Here is a 16741-nt window from a genome sequence, read left to right as displayed (position 1 = left end):
TGCATATATCGACAGTTCAGGTCACTGCTCAACAGGTTCGATACCACCGTTGAGAGCTGGAAAGGGTTCAACTACCTATCATTCATAGTAATCGCCCTGAAAAAAATCAAACTAAAAAAGTTTAAATGAGTTCAATAACAAAGAAAAAATGAATCATCTATAGGGTTTTTGTTTTAAAGTTTGTTTTCAATATGTAACAACTTAAAATCAGAACAAATTAATTGATAAATTCTTAATGAAAAATGAAGCACAAAATTCCAAAAGAATTAGAAAAAGTTCCTATAGTGCTAGGGCTCGAATTAAAGAAAGTGATTTTTATCACTATTGCAGCGTTACTCTTTGTCTTTTTAATGGTTACAAACCTATTATTGGCATTAGTCTTTCCGATTCTGGTTGTAATCTATATTTATATAGCAAACAAATTTAAGAAAGAAGGAGAATTCTTGAATTATATAAAATATAATCTAAATCCTAAGGTAATCATATTTGATAAAACTATAGAAGAATTATTAAACAAATAAATTAAATACAGATGAGAAAATTACAAGTAACACTAAGAACTAAACTATTGATAATACTAGGGATGTTAAGTTTTTCTAATACCATTCTTGCACAAGGAGGCGTTGATGGTCAGATTCAGCAATGGGGAGAAGAAATTAAATCTGCTTTGGATGCATCTGTATTAGTTTTTGCAGTGGTTGGCGGCTTCATCATTTTTATCCAATACATGCAAGGAAATGAACAAGCCCAGAAAAACTTTATCAAATTTATTATAGGTCTTGCCATCTTTGGCTTGGTAGACCTTATAGCCACTATGTTTGTATAATCATGAACCAATGATAGTTTGAACCAAAAACTATCATTGGTTCTTTCTGCCAAACATTATGAAATAAGAGGTATCAAGTTTAACATTAACTTAAGTTGCCAGTTATACCTTCATTATCAAAATTATAGTCTCCTCTCCCTCTGGGAGAGGATTAAGATTAGGGTTTTCTATGTACAAACCCTCATTTTAACGCCTTCGCCCCACATGGTTCATTGCTATGCAATGCACTCCAAGGAGAAGGAACCCGAAAGGCTTATGAAAAAGTAACTAGCAACTTAAGCTACTACTAAAAAGATAATTATTTCTTTAAACAAAAATCAATACAAAAATGGATCTTAAATCTTTAAAAGACATACCTGCTACCTTTTCGATTGTAAAAAAATCATTGTATATCTGTTTAGGGCTTTCTCTATGTATTTCAATAGGTAGTATGATTTGGTCATATTCTTTATGCACTGCCTATCTTAACACTACCTATATTGTAACTAACGAGGGTAAAGCTATTATGCTAAATAGTGCTAACAAGTATAAAGTAGATCAGTTTAGAAAACCCGAAATAGTAAATCATATTAAGGAGTTTCATAAACTATTTTTTGAAATAGATCAATTTGACTACGAAAAGAAAGTAAATAAGTCTTTACATCTTATAGGAAATTCTGGAAAGGATTTATACCTAACGCTCAAAGCAAAAAGATATTATTCTACCATAGTATCAAACAATCTCGAACATGAATTACATATTGATTCTATTCATGTAAATCATAAAACGTATCCATATAGGGGAGAATTATTTGGAGAAGTGATTATTAAAAGAACAGATCAGAAGTTGGAAAACACCCAAAAACTACACTCATACTTTGAACTAAAAAATGTGGCAAGAACCGAGGATAATCCACATGGATTGTTAATAGAGGATTATATTGTTAGTGGTCTGTAATTTCAAGAAATCGATTGTAGGATATTATGATATGAAGAAGGCAAAAGAGTTCAAATATGATAACAATCCCATTATTTGAAGCAAGTGTAGCTGTTGGTGGACGATCTAACCCGCAAATTTCTCCTATGGACTACACTTATCATATACCCCAAAGGTCGCAGGAGGCAAAAGAAGGAACTCTGTTTATAGCCCTATGTGGTAATCGAGTAGATGGTCACGATTTTGTGCATGAAGCTGAACAAAAAGGTGCTATTGCAGCAGTGGTTGAAAAAGAAATAAGCAATGTAAAAATACCTCAAATAATTGTTCCTTCCACAGTTGAAGCATTTGGAAGTTTAGGTAAGATTTGGAGATGTCGTTCAAACATTCCTTTGGTTGCAGTTACCGGAAGTGTAGGAAAAACTACTACTAAAGAACTGATATCTCATGTTTTGTCTATAAAATATAATACTCACAAAGGCAGAAAAAATTATAATAACCAACTTGGAGTCCCTATTGAGTTGCTCAGATTGGAGAAAATAGCAATATATCAAATTGGGAGCATTTTGAAAACCCAACTTTGGCTGCAAATTACCTAAAAGAAGAAATTAAGAACAATGAGGTAATATTAGTTCAAGGTTCTAACAGTGCAAGTCTGGATACTGTCGTAAATGTTCTTGAGAATAAATTCGGAGCGCATGGAAAACCTCAACCTCAAAACAGTATACAATATAATATATGCGATAATGCGCCTAAACGACAGGCTATACATCTACGGAATCAATATCAAGAATAGTATTCCCAATAAAAACACCAATATAACATGCAGGAAATCAAAACAAGGAATCCCTATCTCGAAAAACTATTACATCAGATATTTGATAGTAACAAAGTCAATGTTTTAGATTCAAAACAAAACACTTCATGGATGCTAACAGGGTTTAATCACAAAGATGTAGTACTTATACTGGATATTATAAAATCTAAGTACCCTACCATAGACTCCTTTATCATTTCAGAAAATTTGTTTGAAGGCACTGATTATATTTCAATTTCTGAATTAAAAACATTAAATAAGAAACAAAAAACCTGCGTTTATATTCTTCCTTCTGATAAAAGTGAAGATCTCCAGGATCTGGAACACTTACAACTTAATGAAATTTCCCATAAGGAACTTCAACAGCAATTGTTGGATGAATTGATTACTAGAATACCCGGAGAATTTACCCAATTAATTCTTGAAGATATCATAGGGTGTTTAAAGTACCTAAAAGATGAACCTATACAAGACACTACTATCATCAATTATTTGACAGCATTAGAAACACAGGGATATACTGCGATACATATAGGAAATTATTTATATCTATTAGATTTAATCCCAGATGCTGATTTATTATTAGATACTACAAAAACACGAACTCGAATACATTCTAATCTAATCAGTGTAAATGTATTGGTAAAACATGAAAAAACACTTTATGATCGTATCCTAAAATTGCCAGTTCATAAAAATTCAATTCAAAGACATATAGTAGATTTCTTTAGGAATGAAGCCAATATTAAAACGGCTTCAGATTTAGGAAAAACTATTTTTGAGCACTATGAAATGCTTAACTTTTCTAATTGGAAAATCATTGAAGAAAACCTAAATCCTATTGCGCTCCCCTCAGAGCATGTAACGCCAGAGTATGACCTTTTAATAGGAAACTCTTCATCTACCCCACAGTTTGGATTGATTGGAGAGAGTATTAGTGGTAGAAAAGTCGCTATAGATCTTAGTGGAACTAATACAATTAGTTTGTTTGGGGTACAGGGGGGAGGTAAAAGTTATACCATAGGGACCATTACAGAAATGGTCATAAAGCAATTCAGCCACGTATGCGAACTTCCTTCTCCTCTTGCCGGCGTAATATTTCATTATAGTGAAAGCATGGATTATGAGCCAGAATTTACATCAATGATCTATCCTAATGATAAAGAAAAAGAAATTGAGAAATTAAAACGAAGATATGGGGCAGATCCCAGTTCATTAGAAGATCTTATCATTCTATGTCCCAAAGATAAGGTTAAAGAAAAGCAGTTAGAATATCCATCGGTACAAGTTAAACCCATATCTTTTAGCCCCTCAGAACTTAATGTACAGGATTGGATGTTCATGCTGGGCGCCCTTGGGAACGATGCTAATTATGTAAGGCAATTAAAAGCGATAGCCAAAAAACATAGAAAGAATATTAATCTGGATGTAATAGAAGAAGGAGTTCTATCTTCTTCTTTATTTACAGAATTTGAAAGAGGGCTAGCGCTACAAAAACTTGATTTTGCAAGAGAGTACATCGATGACTCCTCTAAGCTTAAAGATTTATTACGCCCCGGCAGGTTAATTATAGTTGATTTAAGAGATGAGTTTATAGATAAGGACGAGGCATTGGGACTGTTTGTTATTATATTAAATATTTTTTCTGGAGTTAAAATAGTTGATGGCAAACGTTTTAATAAGTTCATTGTCTTTGACGAAGCTCATAAATACATGGATAACAAAGATTTGACATCTAATATTGTAACAACAATCAGAGAGATGAGGCATAAAGGGGTAAATATTATGATTGCCAGTCAGGACCCTCCTAGTTTGCCAAAAGAAATTATAGAGCTCAGCTCAGTCGTACTTCTACACAAATTCAACAGTCCCCATTGGTTAGCTCATATCAAAAATGCACTAGCACAGCTAGAAATATTATCTCCACAAGATATGAATGTATTAACCCCTGGTGAAGGATATCTATGGGCTACCAAGGCAACCGAAAAAGGAATTACACATAAACCCCTGAAGATAACAGCACGACCTCGTGTTACAAAACATGGCGGTGCAACATTACAGGCAACAGACAAAAAATAAAATATCCCCGCCGGGACTACCTTCTAAAGTGTGTAAATAAAAAATAGCTGGGGCATGCCTCAGCTATTTTTTTGTTTGATTTTAAATATTTACACATTATGAAAAAAGAAGAATTATTCGACGATGGATTTTTAAAGCAGTTCAAGACCGGGGATGAACTCAACGGTTTTTTGAAGGGGCTCCAAAAACGGGGTATCGAGAAGATGCTCGAAGGGGAGCTGGATGGTCATTTGGATTATGACAAACATCAAAAATCAAATCAGGGCAATTCGCGAAACGGGTTTTCCAAAAAGAAGGCACACACTTCTTTCGGGGAATCCGAAATAGCCGTGCCAAGGGACAGGGAAGCTTCCTTTAACCCCATGATAGTGCCCAAACGCGGGAACATGGTCGACGGGCTCGAGAACGTGATCGTATCGCTCTACGCCAAGGGGATGGGCAACAGCGATATCGAGGAGCAGATAAGGGAGGTCTATAACTTTGAAGTCTCCACTTAGACCATATCAAGGATTACCGACAAGGTATCCGGCGATATCGTAGCCTGGCAGAACCGCTCCCCTGGAACCTGTCTACCTTATTGTGTGGATGGATGGCATCGTATTTAAGGTACGTGAGAGCTCCAAGGTCATAAACAAGACCGTCTATATCGCCTTAGGCTTGCGAAGGGACGGTAAAAAAGAAGGGATGGGGCTTTGGCCGGGCAAGAACGAATCGGCCGCTTTCCGGATGGGCGTACTGACCGATATCAGGGCGCGAGGTACCGAGGACATCCTTATTACGGCCACCGACAATCTCAATGGGTTTACGAACACCATCAAGAACGTCTTCCCGGAATCCAGGGTGGTGCACCAAATAAGAAATGCCCGTAGGTATGTGGTCTGGAAGGATAAAAAAGCATTTACCGTCGATATGAAGCACATTTACAATGCCCCGTCCCAAGAGGCTGCAAGGGCCGCCCTGGAGGACTTTGCAGGGCAATGGGAATACAAGTATTCCTATGCCATAAAGAGCTGGAGGGACAACTGGGAGGACCTGACCGTCTTCTTCGAGTTCCCCTTGGAGATACGCAAGATCATCTATACCACCAATCTTATCGAGAACCTGAACGGCAAGATCAGGAAGTACACCAAGAACAAGCTGTCCTTCCCGACCGACGAGGCCGTGATGAAATCCGTATATTTAGCGGTAAGGGAGGCCACGAAAAAGTGGTCCATGCCCATCAGGAACTGGGGCATCATTTTAAATCAGTTCCTTACGATCTATGAAAAAAGGGTCAGACTTTAAATAAAGTCCAACCCCTGTTATTTTTAACTTACACAGTTTTTGGGATAGTGTCTTTAAATCACTTCATTATTAAAAATATCAAATTCTTATTCTTCTAGGGATGAATACCTGCATATTTTATTCCTGTAAGTTTATACATATCACTGTTAAAAGTAGACAAATCTTCATGATTAAACTTTGAAATATCGTCATATCCACAGGTTCTCGCGATCACTTTTATAAGAGCATTAGTTGCTTCAAAATAATTGCATAATTGTTGAGCAGCAGATTCTATAATCAATCTATTTCTTAAAGATTTTTTTTGAGTAGCGATCCCAACCGGGCAGTTGTTGCTGTTACATGCCCTGATTCCAATACATCCAATTGCATACATAGCCGCACTTGCTACAGCAATTACATCTGCGCCTAACATTAATGCTTTGAAAAAATCATCTGCAGTACGAAGGCCTCCTGTAATAATAAGTGTAACATCTGTGGCTCCTTGTAGATCCAGGTATTTTCTTGCTCTTACCAATGCTGGAATTGTGGGAACATTAATATTATTTCTTATAATGGCAGGGGCAGAGCCTGTTCCACCACCACGACCATCCAAAATAATATAATCAACCCCCACATCCAATGCAAATTGGATGTCTTTTTCGATATGACTCGCGGCAATTTTAAAGCCAATAGGTATGCCTCCTGCTATTTTTTGAACCTTTTTGGAAAATGCTTTAAAATCCGCTACATTGTTTAAATCGGGAAAAGTTGCCGGAACAACTGCATCTTTACCTGCTTCTATCCCTAAAACGTCGGCAATTTCTTTACTTACCATACTACCAGGCAAGTGACTGCTTATACCTGTTTTGGCACCTTGACCTCCTTTAAAATGAAATGCCTGAACTTTACTAAGCTTATCCCATGAAAAACCAAATTTGGCGGCTCCTAATTCATAAAAATAGTTGGTATTGTTTCGCTGTTCTTCCCATAACATTCCTCCTTCTCCAGAACATATTCCTGTTCCGGCCATTTCTGCACCTTTGGATAATGCTATTTTTGCTTCGCGGGATATCGTACCAAAACTTATATCACTTACAATTATTGGAATATCCAAAACAAGAGGTTTTTGAGCATTTGGACCGATCACTACCTTTGTACTTACCTTTTGATCATCTGATAGTGGTTTTCTAGCTAGTTGAGCAGGTAAAAACTGGATATCACTCCATTTGGGCAATGTATTTCTGTCTATTCCCATTGATACAGAAAAACCGTGGCTTCCAATAGTATTTAAATTATTTTTGGCCAGTTCCTTAACATATAATATGTCTGTTTCTGTATTTTCAGATTTTACATTAACAGTGTTCTCCAGATAATTTTTTTGGTAAAAATGTTGTGGGTGTTGTTCGAGATAATCATTGATCTCAACTTCATCAACATACAAATAATCTTTATCAACTTTAATAACAAACCTGTGCAAGTCTTTTTGTAGATCGGATTCCAAAGTTTCTGTATCAAAAAAATACGTCACCCCATGTTCATCGTTGATAGATTTTTTATTAGTTTGTCGATCTGTAATTTGCGTACCTTGATAGAGAGATCTATCATAGAAAACCGAAATTTGTTTACCCTTTTTTGTAATAGTAAGCTCCAAACCATTCACAAATGCATGAGTGGGCCTATTGTTTTTCAACTCATCAAGTCTTGCTATAGGAACTGGTCTTTTGACCTTGTGTGTATAAAGAATATCCATGCTGAACCAAATTTAGAAAACCAAGATTTATTCAAAAAAATGGAAAATACATACGCTGTTATTCTTTATAAGTTGGATAACAGCGTATGTACATCAAGCATCCTTGATTTAAGATAAATCGATTATTCCAATAGTACTAAATTACCGAGACATATGATATCCTTATAAACCACTATTTTTATGTAAGGATTAATAATAGTCTAACTATGGTTTATCCTTATTTTACTAGAAAACCATAGTTAGATTATGATATTAAAATTATATCGCAAATCAACTTTTTAAAGTTTAAGAAACTTACTCGATTTTCTCGAGTTAGTTCTATTGAGTCTCTAATCCTTGGTTTTTGTTGATGGGGCTTATCTTTGCTTGCGGTAAAATCACCTGGTCCAAAGGTATTACGACTAGGTTTTGATTGCTCTGCAGAATCATCATAGCCGTTGGTATTTATCTTGCACTTTGAAAAGAGAAGTTCATTGAATTCAATGAATTATCTTTTATGAAATAATCCTCTTTTTGGTGTCTCTTTTCCTTGTTCTCTTCTTTTATCTTCGTAAATCTTCATATGACCTATATTAGGCCCCCTTTCAATTCCAGCTTCAGTAAAGCTATCAAAAGAATATAAATCCATTTGGGGATGATCATGTCCATATTTTCTATGTATGTGCCTTATTTCACTATCAGTAATTGGTTGTCTTTGTTTTTTTTCAGGATTTTCCGCATGACTTACAATACTTTTTCCTTTTTTGTCAAACTCAGAAGCTGTATTAAAATGAATTCTATTGCCATTATTAATAGTATAATCTATACCTAGTTTAGAAGTTCTTCTGAAAAATGCGTCATAAACCCAACGGTTAATATGTTCTTGATATTTTTCAGAAACACCTCTTTTAGAATCAAATGAATCTATAAGAGCTCTTTTTATTTCTTCTACAGAAGATTTATCCTTTAGTAGTCCATTTTTATGGAGTCGGTCTTTTGTTGGTTCAATATCTTCTCCACCTGATTTAACTTGTGCTATTTGTTTATCTAATTGTAAGTATTTAATATTGTCCTTTAAGAATTTTAACCATTCTTCGTTTTTAGCATGATTAAGACCTTGTCTAGGTTTACGAGTTTTTAACCATTCGATTAATTCAAAGTAATTTTCCATGTAGTCAGGCCCATCTGTTAATTTATCTATCACTAATGAATTATCATTCAAATTATCTATAGTCAAAGGGTCATTATTCTTAGGATTTTGAGGGTCGTGAAAGGGGTTGTTTGTTTCTTTACTTATTTGAGACATGCCTTGATATCTAGCACTATGAAGGCCATAATGCAAATCTCCTTTATTGTGTACTGTTTTGTCTCTATTAGGAACAGATCCTGCTAATTGTTCTTCACTTTCTTTCATTTTCTTAAGTTTTTATTTTTGTTTCTTAAATGTTAAAAGCCTCTCCAAAGTATTTTCAAATTCTATACAAATGGACTTGATGGGTAGTAGTGAGTCCAAACATTAGAAAAGAGTAATCAGCTTTTTCAATTCCTTTTTGCAGATATCACAAGGACATTGCAAAAAAAACTCCATTTGGATAATGGATCTCAATAGGCACCACTTTAGAAATCGATACTGGTATAGAAACTTCTACAGGAATGAATGATGTCTCTTTCTTAGATACCTTTTTATGAGAATCTGGATATTCAACTCTATATTTCCTATGCCAGTATTTCATAACGCCATAAGTAATACCTTGGGTTTCTCCAAAGTCCTTCAAACTAAGTGTACTCTTCTTTCTTTTTCTTAGAATAGTATACATTTCCTGTTTTCGCTTTGTGTCTTCTTTTTGCATATAGTAAAATTAAAAAGAAGCCAAACAATATGTAGTTTGCCGAACGCTTACACTGGTTATACCTGACAACAAAAAAAATCGAAAAGAAGTGGGCCGATCCTTAACACAACTGGAGTCTTACAGTTCAACAACTTTATATTAAATTGGGAGAAAGCCCCCCTGATATTAAACACCCCTCCCTACTCCTCTTTCTTTTAATCTGCTCACTGGCACCTTAATTACTCGATTCGTGGAAGATTTTTTTCGAATAGCTCTAGGAATACAAAATGCCTTCATATCTATTTCTTGTTTCTTTGCTTTGGGAATACCTTCATCCTGACTTAATCCTCTCTCTACTTCTTCTATACTTCTCTTTCTTAGATTCTTTTCTTGTTTTTTTTCCTTGTTTCTTCCAATAATCTCTCCGCCTTTAATTAGTAATTTTACAATTTTATCTTTAAATGTATTGGATATACCTTTCTCTTCATTTATAGCTTTAATTACTTCTTTTATGCGTTCCTCTGGTGTCTTTCTTTTTTTCTTTTCTTCTTTATTTCCTTGTTTCCTTTCTTTCTTTTCTTGTTTCCTTTCTTTCTTTTCTTGTTTCCTTTCTTTCTTTTCTTGTTTCCTTTCTTTCTTTTCTTGTTTCTTTCTTTCTTTGGTTTCTTTATTTGAAAACAAAGCCTTAATAGGTCCAAAGGTTTTCATAGCCATATAGCCTACTCCTCCTATAATCATGGCACCACCCACTATTGGCCCTCCGGCAAAAGCACATACGATCCCTAAATATATCATAGTAGAACTTACTGATAGACCAACAGCACTTTCACTAAGGCTTTTTTTTGGGATCTCACCAGCAGCCGAGTTACTCATAGGATGCCCCCCTTGGTTAGGCACTTGTCCTTGTTGATTAGTGGGCTGGTTCGGTTCTCTTATATTATCTAAAGGATTAGTCGCCTCGTCGGATGTATTATTGGGTTCAGATGTCGTACTGCTCATTGTATTTGTTTTTAAATATTTATAAATAGAAGGTTTCTTCGATCATAGATTGAATAAATTCATTACCGTATTGACCGGCTCCTTTCTTTTTTGATTTCGATATTGGGTATGAGAGTAGAGCTTTTTGATTTGACTCACTGTAAGGATTTTAAATCATCTCTAAACTCATAATTAAGATATGCTCTATGCTATGGATTTGGGTAATAAAAAGTTATATTACCTAATAAAAATAAATTCACTCCTCCTGTTAAACTGGTTCTCATTTTCTGTACAATCCTTACCGCAATCAGCAATAGGATTTGATTGGCCCAATGCTTCTATGGTAATTCTATCAGGGGCTATCATTCCTTTTTCTACAATATAATTCTTGGTCGCAATCGCTCTCTTTTCACTTAGTCTCTTATTATGATTATTCTTCCCTTTGTTGTCTGTATAAGATCTAATCTTAATTTTAAGTAGTGGGTTACTCTTTAATACTGTAATAACTTTTTGAATTTCCATTTCTGCATCAGAGCGAATCTTAGCAGCATCTATATCAAAATAAATAGGAGATAATTCTAAAATATCATTAAGAGCGTCCCCGGCAAACACTATTGATTTTATATGTCCTTTTCCGTGGTTTAACTTAATAGATAATTCAATATTTTTTTTAGAGGAACGACTTGTATATAAAATTTTCTCTGTAAGATAATATGAAAATTTACTTACCCGAATCAAGTGTTCATCAGAGCATTGTAAGTCAAGTTGATAATATCCATTTTCGTCTGATATAGTATGGGCTATCTCATTAAAATCTTTATCTAATAATTTCACAATACACGATTGAACAGCTTTATTTGTTCTTGAATCGATAATTTTACCATGTACATATTGTCCACAATTAAAAACGAGATCCTTCTGTTGTTTACATTTATAGATATCAAAATTATCCTTGATATTATCCATAAAATTTCGATTACTTGCAAAATACCCCTGTTTTGTTTTGTCATCTATTATAAATGAGGTATCATCATGGATACTGTTAATAGGTTTACCTAGGTTGATAGGCTCTTGATATTTACCCTGGTAGTATTTACTTACAAAAAGATCCAATCCACCGAGACCAAAATGTGTATCACTGGCAAAATACAAGTCTCCATTTTTTGCTATAAAAGGAGATGTTTCATTACCTAGTGTATTTATAGTATTTCCTAGGTTATAAGGTTTTCCAAATGTGCCATCCTTTTTGATATCTACCGCAAAAAGGTCAGATTTTCCTAAACGGCCTGGCATGTCGCTTACAAAATATAGTTTCTTTCCGTCTGGACTTAATGCCGGATGCGAAACAGAATATCGATTACTGTTAAAAGGCAATTTCTTACTATTTTTCCATTTTCCGTTTTTTACTGTCGCTCTGTATAGTGTCATGGGCATTGTAGCCATCGGGAGCTTACTTTTCTTGTTGTTTATCTTATTACTTCTAGAAAAATAAACGGTATTGCCATCTTTTGTATATACCATAGAGGATGCATCAAATTTGGTATTGATTACATCCGGTTTTTTTTCAGGATTAATCCCTGATACCTCGTATGATGGTTGATACTTTGTATTATTTCCATCGGCAGAAAGAACGTACCTGTCAGACGAAAAAATCAGCTTCTTGTTGGACATGAACTGTGGTAAAAAATCTAAGTTCACAGAATTATACTTAAAATCAAGCAAACTAAATCTTCCCGATTGTTTTTCTATTAAATTAATATAATCAGTCTCTCTTTTTTTAAGCATAGAACTAAAATCTACTCCTTTTCGATGATAATACTCCCGCATAGCATCATAAGCTTCGTTGTATAGTTTCATGACCTTGAGACTCTGCGCATATCTAAACAAATAATCATCCTCATAATCGCTATATTTTGTGATCAATTCCGCATACCACTCTACAGCATTCTCCAGCTCTCTTTCTAAATAATAAGTATCTCCTATTCTTTTGAGTACATGTGCCGACTTATATCCATTATTAGCTACCTGTAGATATATGTTTCTAGCATTCGTATACTCTAATTTATTGAATTTTTTATCTGCTTCTTTAACTCTTTTCATTTGCGAAGTACCTATAGAAAAGCATAAAAGGGTAAACCCTATGAACAAAAGTAAATTCCGTCTCATTTCAATTAATTTTTAATGTTATACTTGTATCGAATCTATTTACTATAGGAACTCATTTAAACTTTTTTAGTTTGATTTTTTTCAGGGCGGTTACTATGAATGACAGGTAGTTGAACCCTTTCCAGCTCTCAACGGTGGTATCGAACCTGTTGAGCAGTGACCTGAAACTATCGATCCATGCATTGGTGCGTTCCACGGCATATCTCTGGGCATAAAGGTCCTGGTCAAAATATTCGTCCCTGTCATCCACACTGCCGTTACGTTTGTTGAAACATATATTGGCATTGATGCCCCTTCTTGCACAGGCCGACCGAAAATCCTTGGAGTCGAACCCCGCATCGGTGTTGAGGAAGAGCCCCTTTTCGGTAAAGGTATATATGGGACTATCTCCAATTCTATGGTCTCTTTGTCAAGTACTTTGTACACGGGTTATGGTATTTGCGTGTGGTAACACAAATGTCCGTAGCCCTATCTTTCGATCCAAAAAAAGTTTAAATCACTTCAAATTGATTTTGTAAAATATTTTAATTTTTAATCTTTTTATACAGAAATTGTGATAACCTGTATTGATTATAGATATTACACTTAAAGATATTTAATATCCTTATCTGTTTACAATGGCCCTGCTCTTATCATTTATTTTGTTTTCTTGATATATTTAAAAAACAAATGAAGTCATAGAAACCCTATTTTTTTTATTGTGCTTTTAAAAAGGCCCATTGATCTTATCTTAACCCATATCGGTCATCGTTTTCTAAAATCTTTATACTTATAACTATTTTTTAAGTAGTACCTTTTTGTTTGAGATTACCGGAAAATATAATTAAGTTTTTTTTTACAAAGAAGAAGGAAAATCAAGTATAGCATTGTGACACTGCCCGTGCTATGTTTGCCAAAGTGTCCTGGGTAAACTGCTATGGTCTATACTCAGCTAAGTACAACTTTTATATTGTGCTAGAAAGTAAAAAAGGCGTTTTATTACAGTTATTTCAAATGAGAAATGGTATTAAAAAAACCAAGTGTACAAACCATAAAAGAAATCTTGAAATGACACATTGGAAACTATCATAGAATCAAAGAAAACACTTTCGGTTATATCGCGATGAGTTCGATATAGTCTTAATAGAAGATATCCCAAAAATAATATTTGGCAAACTAGTAATAGCAATTACAACCAGTAGTGATTAAGTGGATACACAAATGAGTTTACACCATAAAAAGGATCAATTCATGCATGCACTTTTTTTGATCACCCTCTGTTTATTCTTACAAACTACTCATACAGGGTTCATATTAAACTATACAACATAGTTTATTAAAGAAAGCCCCAGGCATTTATACACATTCATAGAGAGTTCATTAAATTTTTAAAAAAAATAATGCTAAAAACATAGGGTCCTTTACATATTATTTGTTTTTAAAATGAAGACATCTCTTCTTCAAAAAAACTATAATACTAATTATTAAACATATTCATCATGATCACAAATCAGAATTTATCAATAGCCAATAAACAAAACGAAGCAAGACAATTAGTTAACAATCTTATGGCTTCGCAAGAAGTTAGAGAGAAAGTTATACAGCAGTTAGAAAAATCTATCAAACTTATTATTTAAATCATAAGTAAATAAAAATGCTTGTGGCATTTATAGTTAAGAAAATAGAAATTTTTAATCTGAGCATTGTTTTTTTTTAGATCTAACGAAGGGTCGATACAATTTTTCTTCATTCCATTACAAAAAACACTCAATTTAACAGTTTTTAGTTTAACCTTCTTGTATCAAACTTAGAGTATAAGTTTTTAATGAAACCGAAAAACAAAGTTTTTCCTTTCTGATATATAAATCACAAGTATTGTAATCGTCAATTTGTTATTTCATCGCAAAAAAAATTAGATGAGAGACAAACAAATCTTATTAAATATAGTCACTTTAAAAAATAATATTATGAATGAAGAAAATATTTGGAAAGGGTCTCCTTCTCAATGGATCAATTTTGGGTTTTACTTACTATGCATCCCGCTTACTCTTGTTTTTGGATTGGGTTTATTATTAGCTATTTGGAAATATTTTGATACTCATCTGCATAAATTTGAGATAACAGATCAACGTATATTAGAACACAAGGGTATTTTTTCTAAAACAACGGATGAGATAGAACTCTATAGGGTTAAAGACCTTAGGCATGAGCAACCTTTTTTCTTAAGATTGGTTGGATTATCCAATATTGTATTAGACACTACCGATAGATCTAATCCTGTTCTTCAAATCAAAGGACTAGCGCAAGGGCACCTACTTAAAGAACAATTAAGAGGCGCAGTAGATCAAAGAAGAGACATCAAAGGTGTAAAAGAAGTAGATTTTAAATAATAGCCTTAAAAATATATAACGAGTTTAAATAGTTTTTAGATATGAAAGATATATCATTTTATGTTCCTGGAGCGGCGGGAAGGGCAGCTGTTATGCACTTCATATAGCAGCAGACCAAGGGTCACCCCCTGTTGTTTTACTTAATGTGTTAAACGAATATGGAAATCGTTCTCGATCACATGGGGTTCCTTAAGAAATAATAGAAGCCCAGGCCAATGCTTTAAGATTACCTATTCATTTTTTTGAAAATACCTGGAATGATTATGAACGATTGTATATCCAAAACCTAAAATCATTGACAAAAGATTATGATGTAAACGCATCTGTATTTGGGGATATCGATATTGAATTGCACAGAGCGTGGGAAGAAAAAGTCTCTGATGCCGTAAACCTAAAACCCATTTTACCTATATGGAAGCAACCAAAAAAACAGTTAGTATTGGATATCGTTGATTATGGAATTGAAGCAATTGTTGTTTCTTGTAATGCTACTTTAGGGCACGATTTTTTTAGGAAGAACGGTAGATAAAAAGCTAATTGAAGACTTGCAAGATATGGGTGTAGATGTCTGTGGCGAAAATAGAGAATATCACACCTTGGTAACAAATGCTCCTCTTTTTAATAAAAAATTAGAGGTAGCAGTAGTAGATAAAGAAGTATCTTCTAATTATAATTTTGTAAGATTAGAACTGATTTAAGCTTGAGCTCCCTCTAGACAAACTGTAGTCCTTATGAGTTTTTTTATATAAGTTGATTTTTTTGACTCTATAAATAACATTTAATATGACACTATTTGGGGATGAGACACAGAAGAATATCTTGAAAAAAACAAAGAATTAAAAATTTTAATAACTTAAAATAATTTAAAAATGGACAAAGAAAATCCAAATATTGAAAATATCGTAGCACTACCGTGGGAAGTTTTATACGAACCTGATGGCGAAAGAATTACAGCCTCAGAATTAGCTAGTACCTTAATGAGAGAAGATGTCCCATATCAACTCCTTGATCCTTCTAGCAATCGAGATATTTTAAATAATATATCTTCAGAATCTAAAATTCATATCCGTACTATAGGTTATGGAGATAGAGGGCTGAATTATATTGATAATGGGATAGATATTATGGATCAACATCCTGACATCGAAGCCATCGAAGCTAAACAATTTGTTGATTTTCATATTGAAAAAGGCTTACGCAAAGACCATGATGTAACTATATTCATGTTTACTTCTAAATCTGCTGTAGATGGGATGGAGGGGTCGGCTCCAGAAAATATACAAGATGAAAAAAGTTATGCGAAATTATTGGTGCAAGAATTTAGAAAAGCAAATTATAATAACGTTAAAATACAAGGGTTAGGTAACGATCTAACAGTAATGACCTTACCTGGTATTAATACAAAATATGATGAACGTACAATGGTTAGTCTAAGTGGCTATGGTAGGAAACCTTTACAAAGTATAGGACAAGGAACACCATCAAGAAATCGACGATAACTAGCATGGCATATATTTTTGTCTTTAAAACCTAAAGTGTGCAGATAGTGTAGATACCCCAAATTTTAGGACAGTAAGTTTAATCATTAAATTTACTGAATATGACACGAAGAAAATTCACATCAAAATTCAAGACCAAGGTAGTATTGGAAGCCTTGAAAGAGCGGCACAGTCTTGCCGAGATTGCCCAAAAGTATAAAATACACCCGACCCAGATAAGTAGTTAGAAGCGGGATTTTCTTTCGGGAGCCGAACAGGTTTTCGAAAAAG

The 16741-nt window shown here is 34.1% G+C and carries 17 protein-coding genes and 1 pseudogene; 12 read left to right on the top strand and 6 right to left on the bottom strand.

Annotation, left to right across the window (positions count from 1 at the left end; genetic code table 11):
• Positions 1 to 242: 242 nt before the first annotated feature.
• The 6 genes and pseudogenes from ZOBGAL_RS14615 (at position 243) to ZOBGAL_RS14585 (ending at position 5922) form a co-directional block, all read left to right on the top strand.
• A complete protein-coding gene (locus ZOBGAL_RS14615; protein WP_013994429.1) occupies positions 243 to 521 on the top strand; it encodes a hypothetical protein in 279 nt (92 codons plus the stop codon).
• 11 nt (positions 522 to 532) lie between these two features.
• A complete protein-coding gene (locus ZOBGAL_RS14610; protein WP_013994428.1) occupies positions 533 to 826 on the top strand; it encodes a hypothetical protein in 294 nt (97 codons plus the stop codon).
• 328 nt (positions 827 to 1154) lie between these two features.
• Positions 1155 to 1763, top strand: a complete 609-nt coding sequence (locus ZOBGAL_RS14605) for a transposase (RefSeq protein WP_013994426.1) — start codon at positions 1155 to 1157, stop codon at positions 1761 to 1763.
• 56 nt (positions 1764 to 1819) lie between these two features.
• A complete protein-coding gene (locus tag ZOBGAL_RS14600) occupies positions 1820 to 2341 on the top strand; it encodes a Mur ligase family protein (protein WP_013994424.1) in 522 nt (173 codons plus the stop codon).
• A 224-nt stretch (positions 2342 to 2565) separates the two neighbouring features.
• A complete protein-coding gene (locus ZOBGAL_RS14590) occupies positions 2566 to 4638 on the top strand; it encodes an ATP-binding protein (protein WP_013994422.1) in 2073 nt (690 codons plus the stop codon).
• Positions 4639 to 4736: 98 nt separating this feature from the next.
• Positions 4737 to 5922 (top strand): annotated as a pseudogene (locus ZOBGAL_RS14585) (IS256 family transposase).
• A 94-nt stretch (positions 5923 to 6016) separates the two neighbouring features.
• On the opposite strand, the gene ZOBGAL_RS14580 reads toward ZOBGAL_RS14585, so the two are convergent.
• From ZOBGAL_RS14580 to ZOBGAL_RS23145, 6 genes are all read right to left on the bottom strand, one after another.
• The gene (locus tag ZOBGAL_RS14580) at positions 6017 to 7651 is read right to left on the bottom strand and encodes an FMN-binding glutamate synthase family protein (protein ID WP_013994419.1); all 1635 of its coding nucleotides are present in this window, start codon (positions 7649 to 7651) and stop codon (positions 6017 to 6019) included.
• 487 nt (positions 7652 to 8138) lie between these two features.
• Complete coding sequence (locus tag ZOBGAL_RS14575; RefSeq protein WP_013994418.1) at positions 8139 to 9044, bottom strand: hypothetical protein; 906 nt, start codon at positions 9042 to 9044, stop codon at positions 8139 to 8141.
• A 145-nt stretch (positions 9045 to 9189) separates the two neighbouring features.
• Positions 9190 to 9480, bottom strand: a complete 291-nt coding sequence (gene tnpA / locus ZOBGAL_RS14570) for an IS66 family insertion sequence element accessory protein TnpA (protein ID WP_013994417.1) — start codon at positions 9478 to 9480, stop codon at positions 9190 to 9192.
• 165 nt (positions 9481 to 9645) lie between these two features.
• Complete coding sequence (locus ZOBGAL_RS23600; RefSeq protein WP_013994416.1) at positions 9646 to 10458, bottom strand: hypothetical protein; 813 nt, start codon at positions 10456 to 10458, stop codon at positions 9646 to 9648.
• 216 nt (positions 10459 to 10674) lie between these two features.
• The gene (locus ZOBGAL_RS14560) at positions 10675 to 12603 is read right to left on the bottom strand and encodes an OmpA family protein (RefSeq protein WP_013994415.1); all 1929 of its coding nucleotides are present in this window, start codon (positions 12601 to 12603) and stop codon (positions 10675 to 10677) included.
• 52 nt (positions 12604 to 12655) lie between these two features.
• Positions 12656 to 12982 carry a transposase gene (locus ZOBGAL_RS23145; RefSeq protein ID WP_394331328.1) on the bottom strand — a complete coding sequence of 109 codons (327 nt, stop codon included), beginning with the start codon at positions 12980 to 12982 and terminating at the stop codon, positions 12656 to 12658.
• A gap of 1099 nt (positions 12983 to 14081) precedes the next feature.
• Here ZOBGAL_RS23145 and ZOBGAL_RS23595 point away from each other — a divergent pair.
• The 6 genes from ZOBGAL_RS23595 (at position 14082) to ZOBGAL_RS23935 (ending at position 16698) form a co-directional block, all read left to right on the top strand.
• Entirely contained in the window at positions 14082 to 14219 is a 138-nt protein-coding gene (locus tag ZOBGAL_RS23595) for a hypothetical protein (RefSeq protein WP_158499736.1), read from the top strand.
• Positions 14220 to 14498: 279 nt separating this feature from the next.
• Positions 14499 to 14972 (top strand): PH domain-containing protein, encoded by a 474-nt coding sequence (locus ZOBGAL_RS14550; RefSeq protein WP_052725571.1) that lies wholly within the window; start codon positions 14499 to 14501, stop codon positions 14970 to 14972.
• A 196-nt stretch (positions 14973 to 15168) separates the two neighbouring features.
• Positions 15169 to 15501, top strand: a complete 333-nt coding sequence (locus tag ZOBGAL_RS23945) for a Dph6-related ATP pyrophosphatase (protein ID WP_148560714.1) — start codon at positions 15169 to 15171, stop codon at positions 15499 to 15501.
• A 25-nt stretch (positions 15502 to 15526) separates the two neighbouring features.
• On the top strand, positions 15527 to 15670 hold the full coding sequence (locus ZOBGAL_RS23940; RefSeq protein WP_262507916.1) for a Dph6-related ATP pyrophosphatase: 144 nt from the start codon (positions 15527 to 15529) through the stop codon (positions 15668 to 15670).
• Positions 15671 to 15841: 171 nt separating this feature from the next.
• Positions 15842 to 16471 (top strand): hypothetical protein, encoded by a 630-nt coding sequence (locus tag ZOBGAL_RS14540; protein WP_013994411.1) that lies wholly within the window; start codon positions 15842 to 15844, stop codon positions 16469 to 16471.
• 101 nt (positions 16472 to 16572) lie between these two features.
• The gene (locus ZOBGAL_RS23935) at positions 16573 to 16698 is read left to right on the top strand and encodes a transposase (protein WP_013994410.1); all 126 of its coding nucleotides are present in this window, start codon (positions 16573 to 16575) and stop codon (positions 16696 to 16698) included.
• The last annotated feature ends 43 nt before the right edge of the window (positions 16699 to 16741 follow it).

The organism is Zobellia galactanivorans (genome assembly GCF_000973105.1).
Taxonomy (GTDB): Bacteria; Bacteroidota; Bacteroidia; order Flavobacteriales; family Flavobacteriaceae; genus Zobellia; species Zobellia galactanivorans.
This window is presented reverse-complemented; position numbering and strand designations above follow the sequence as displayed.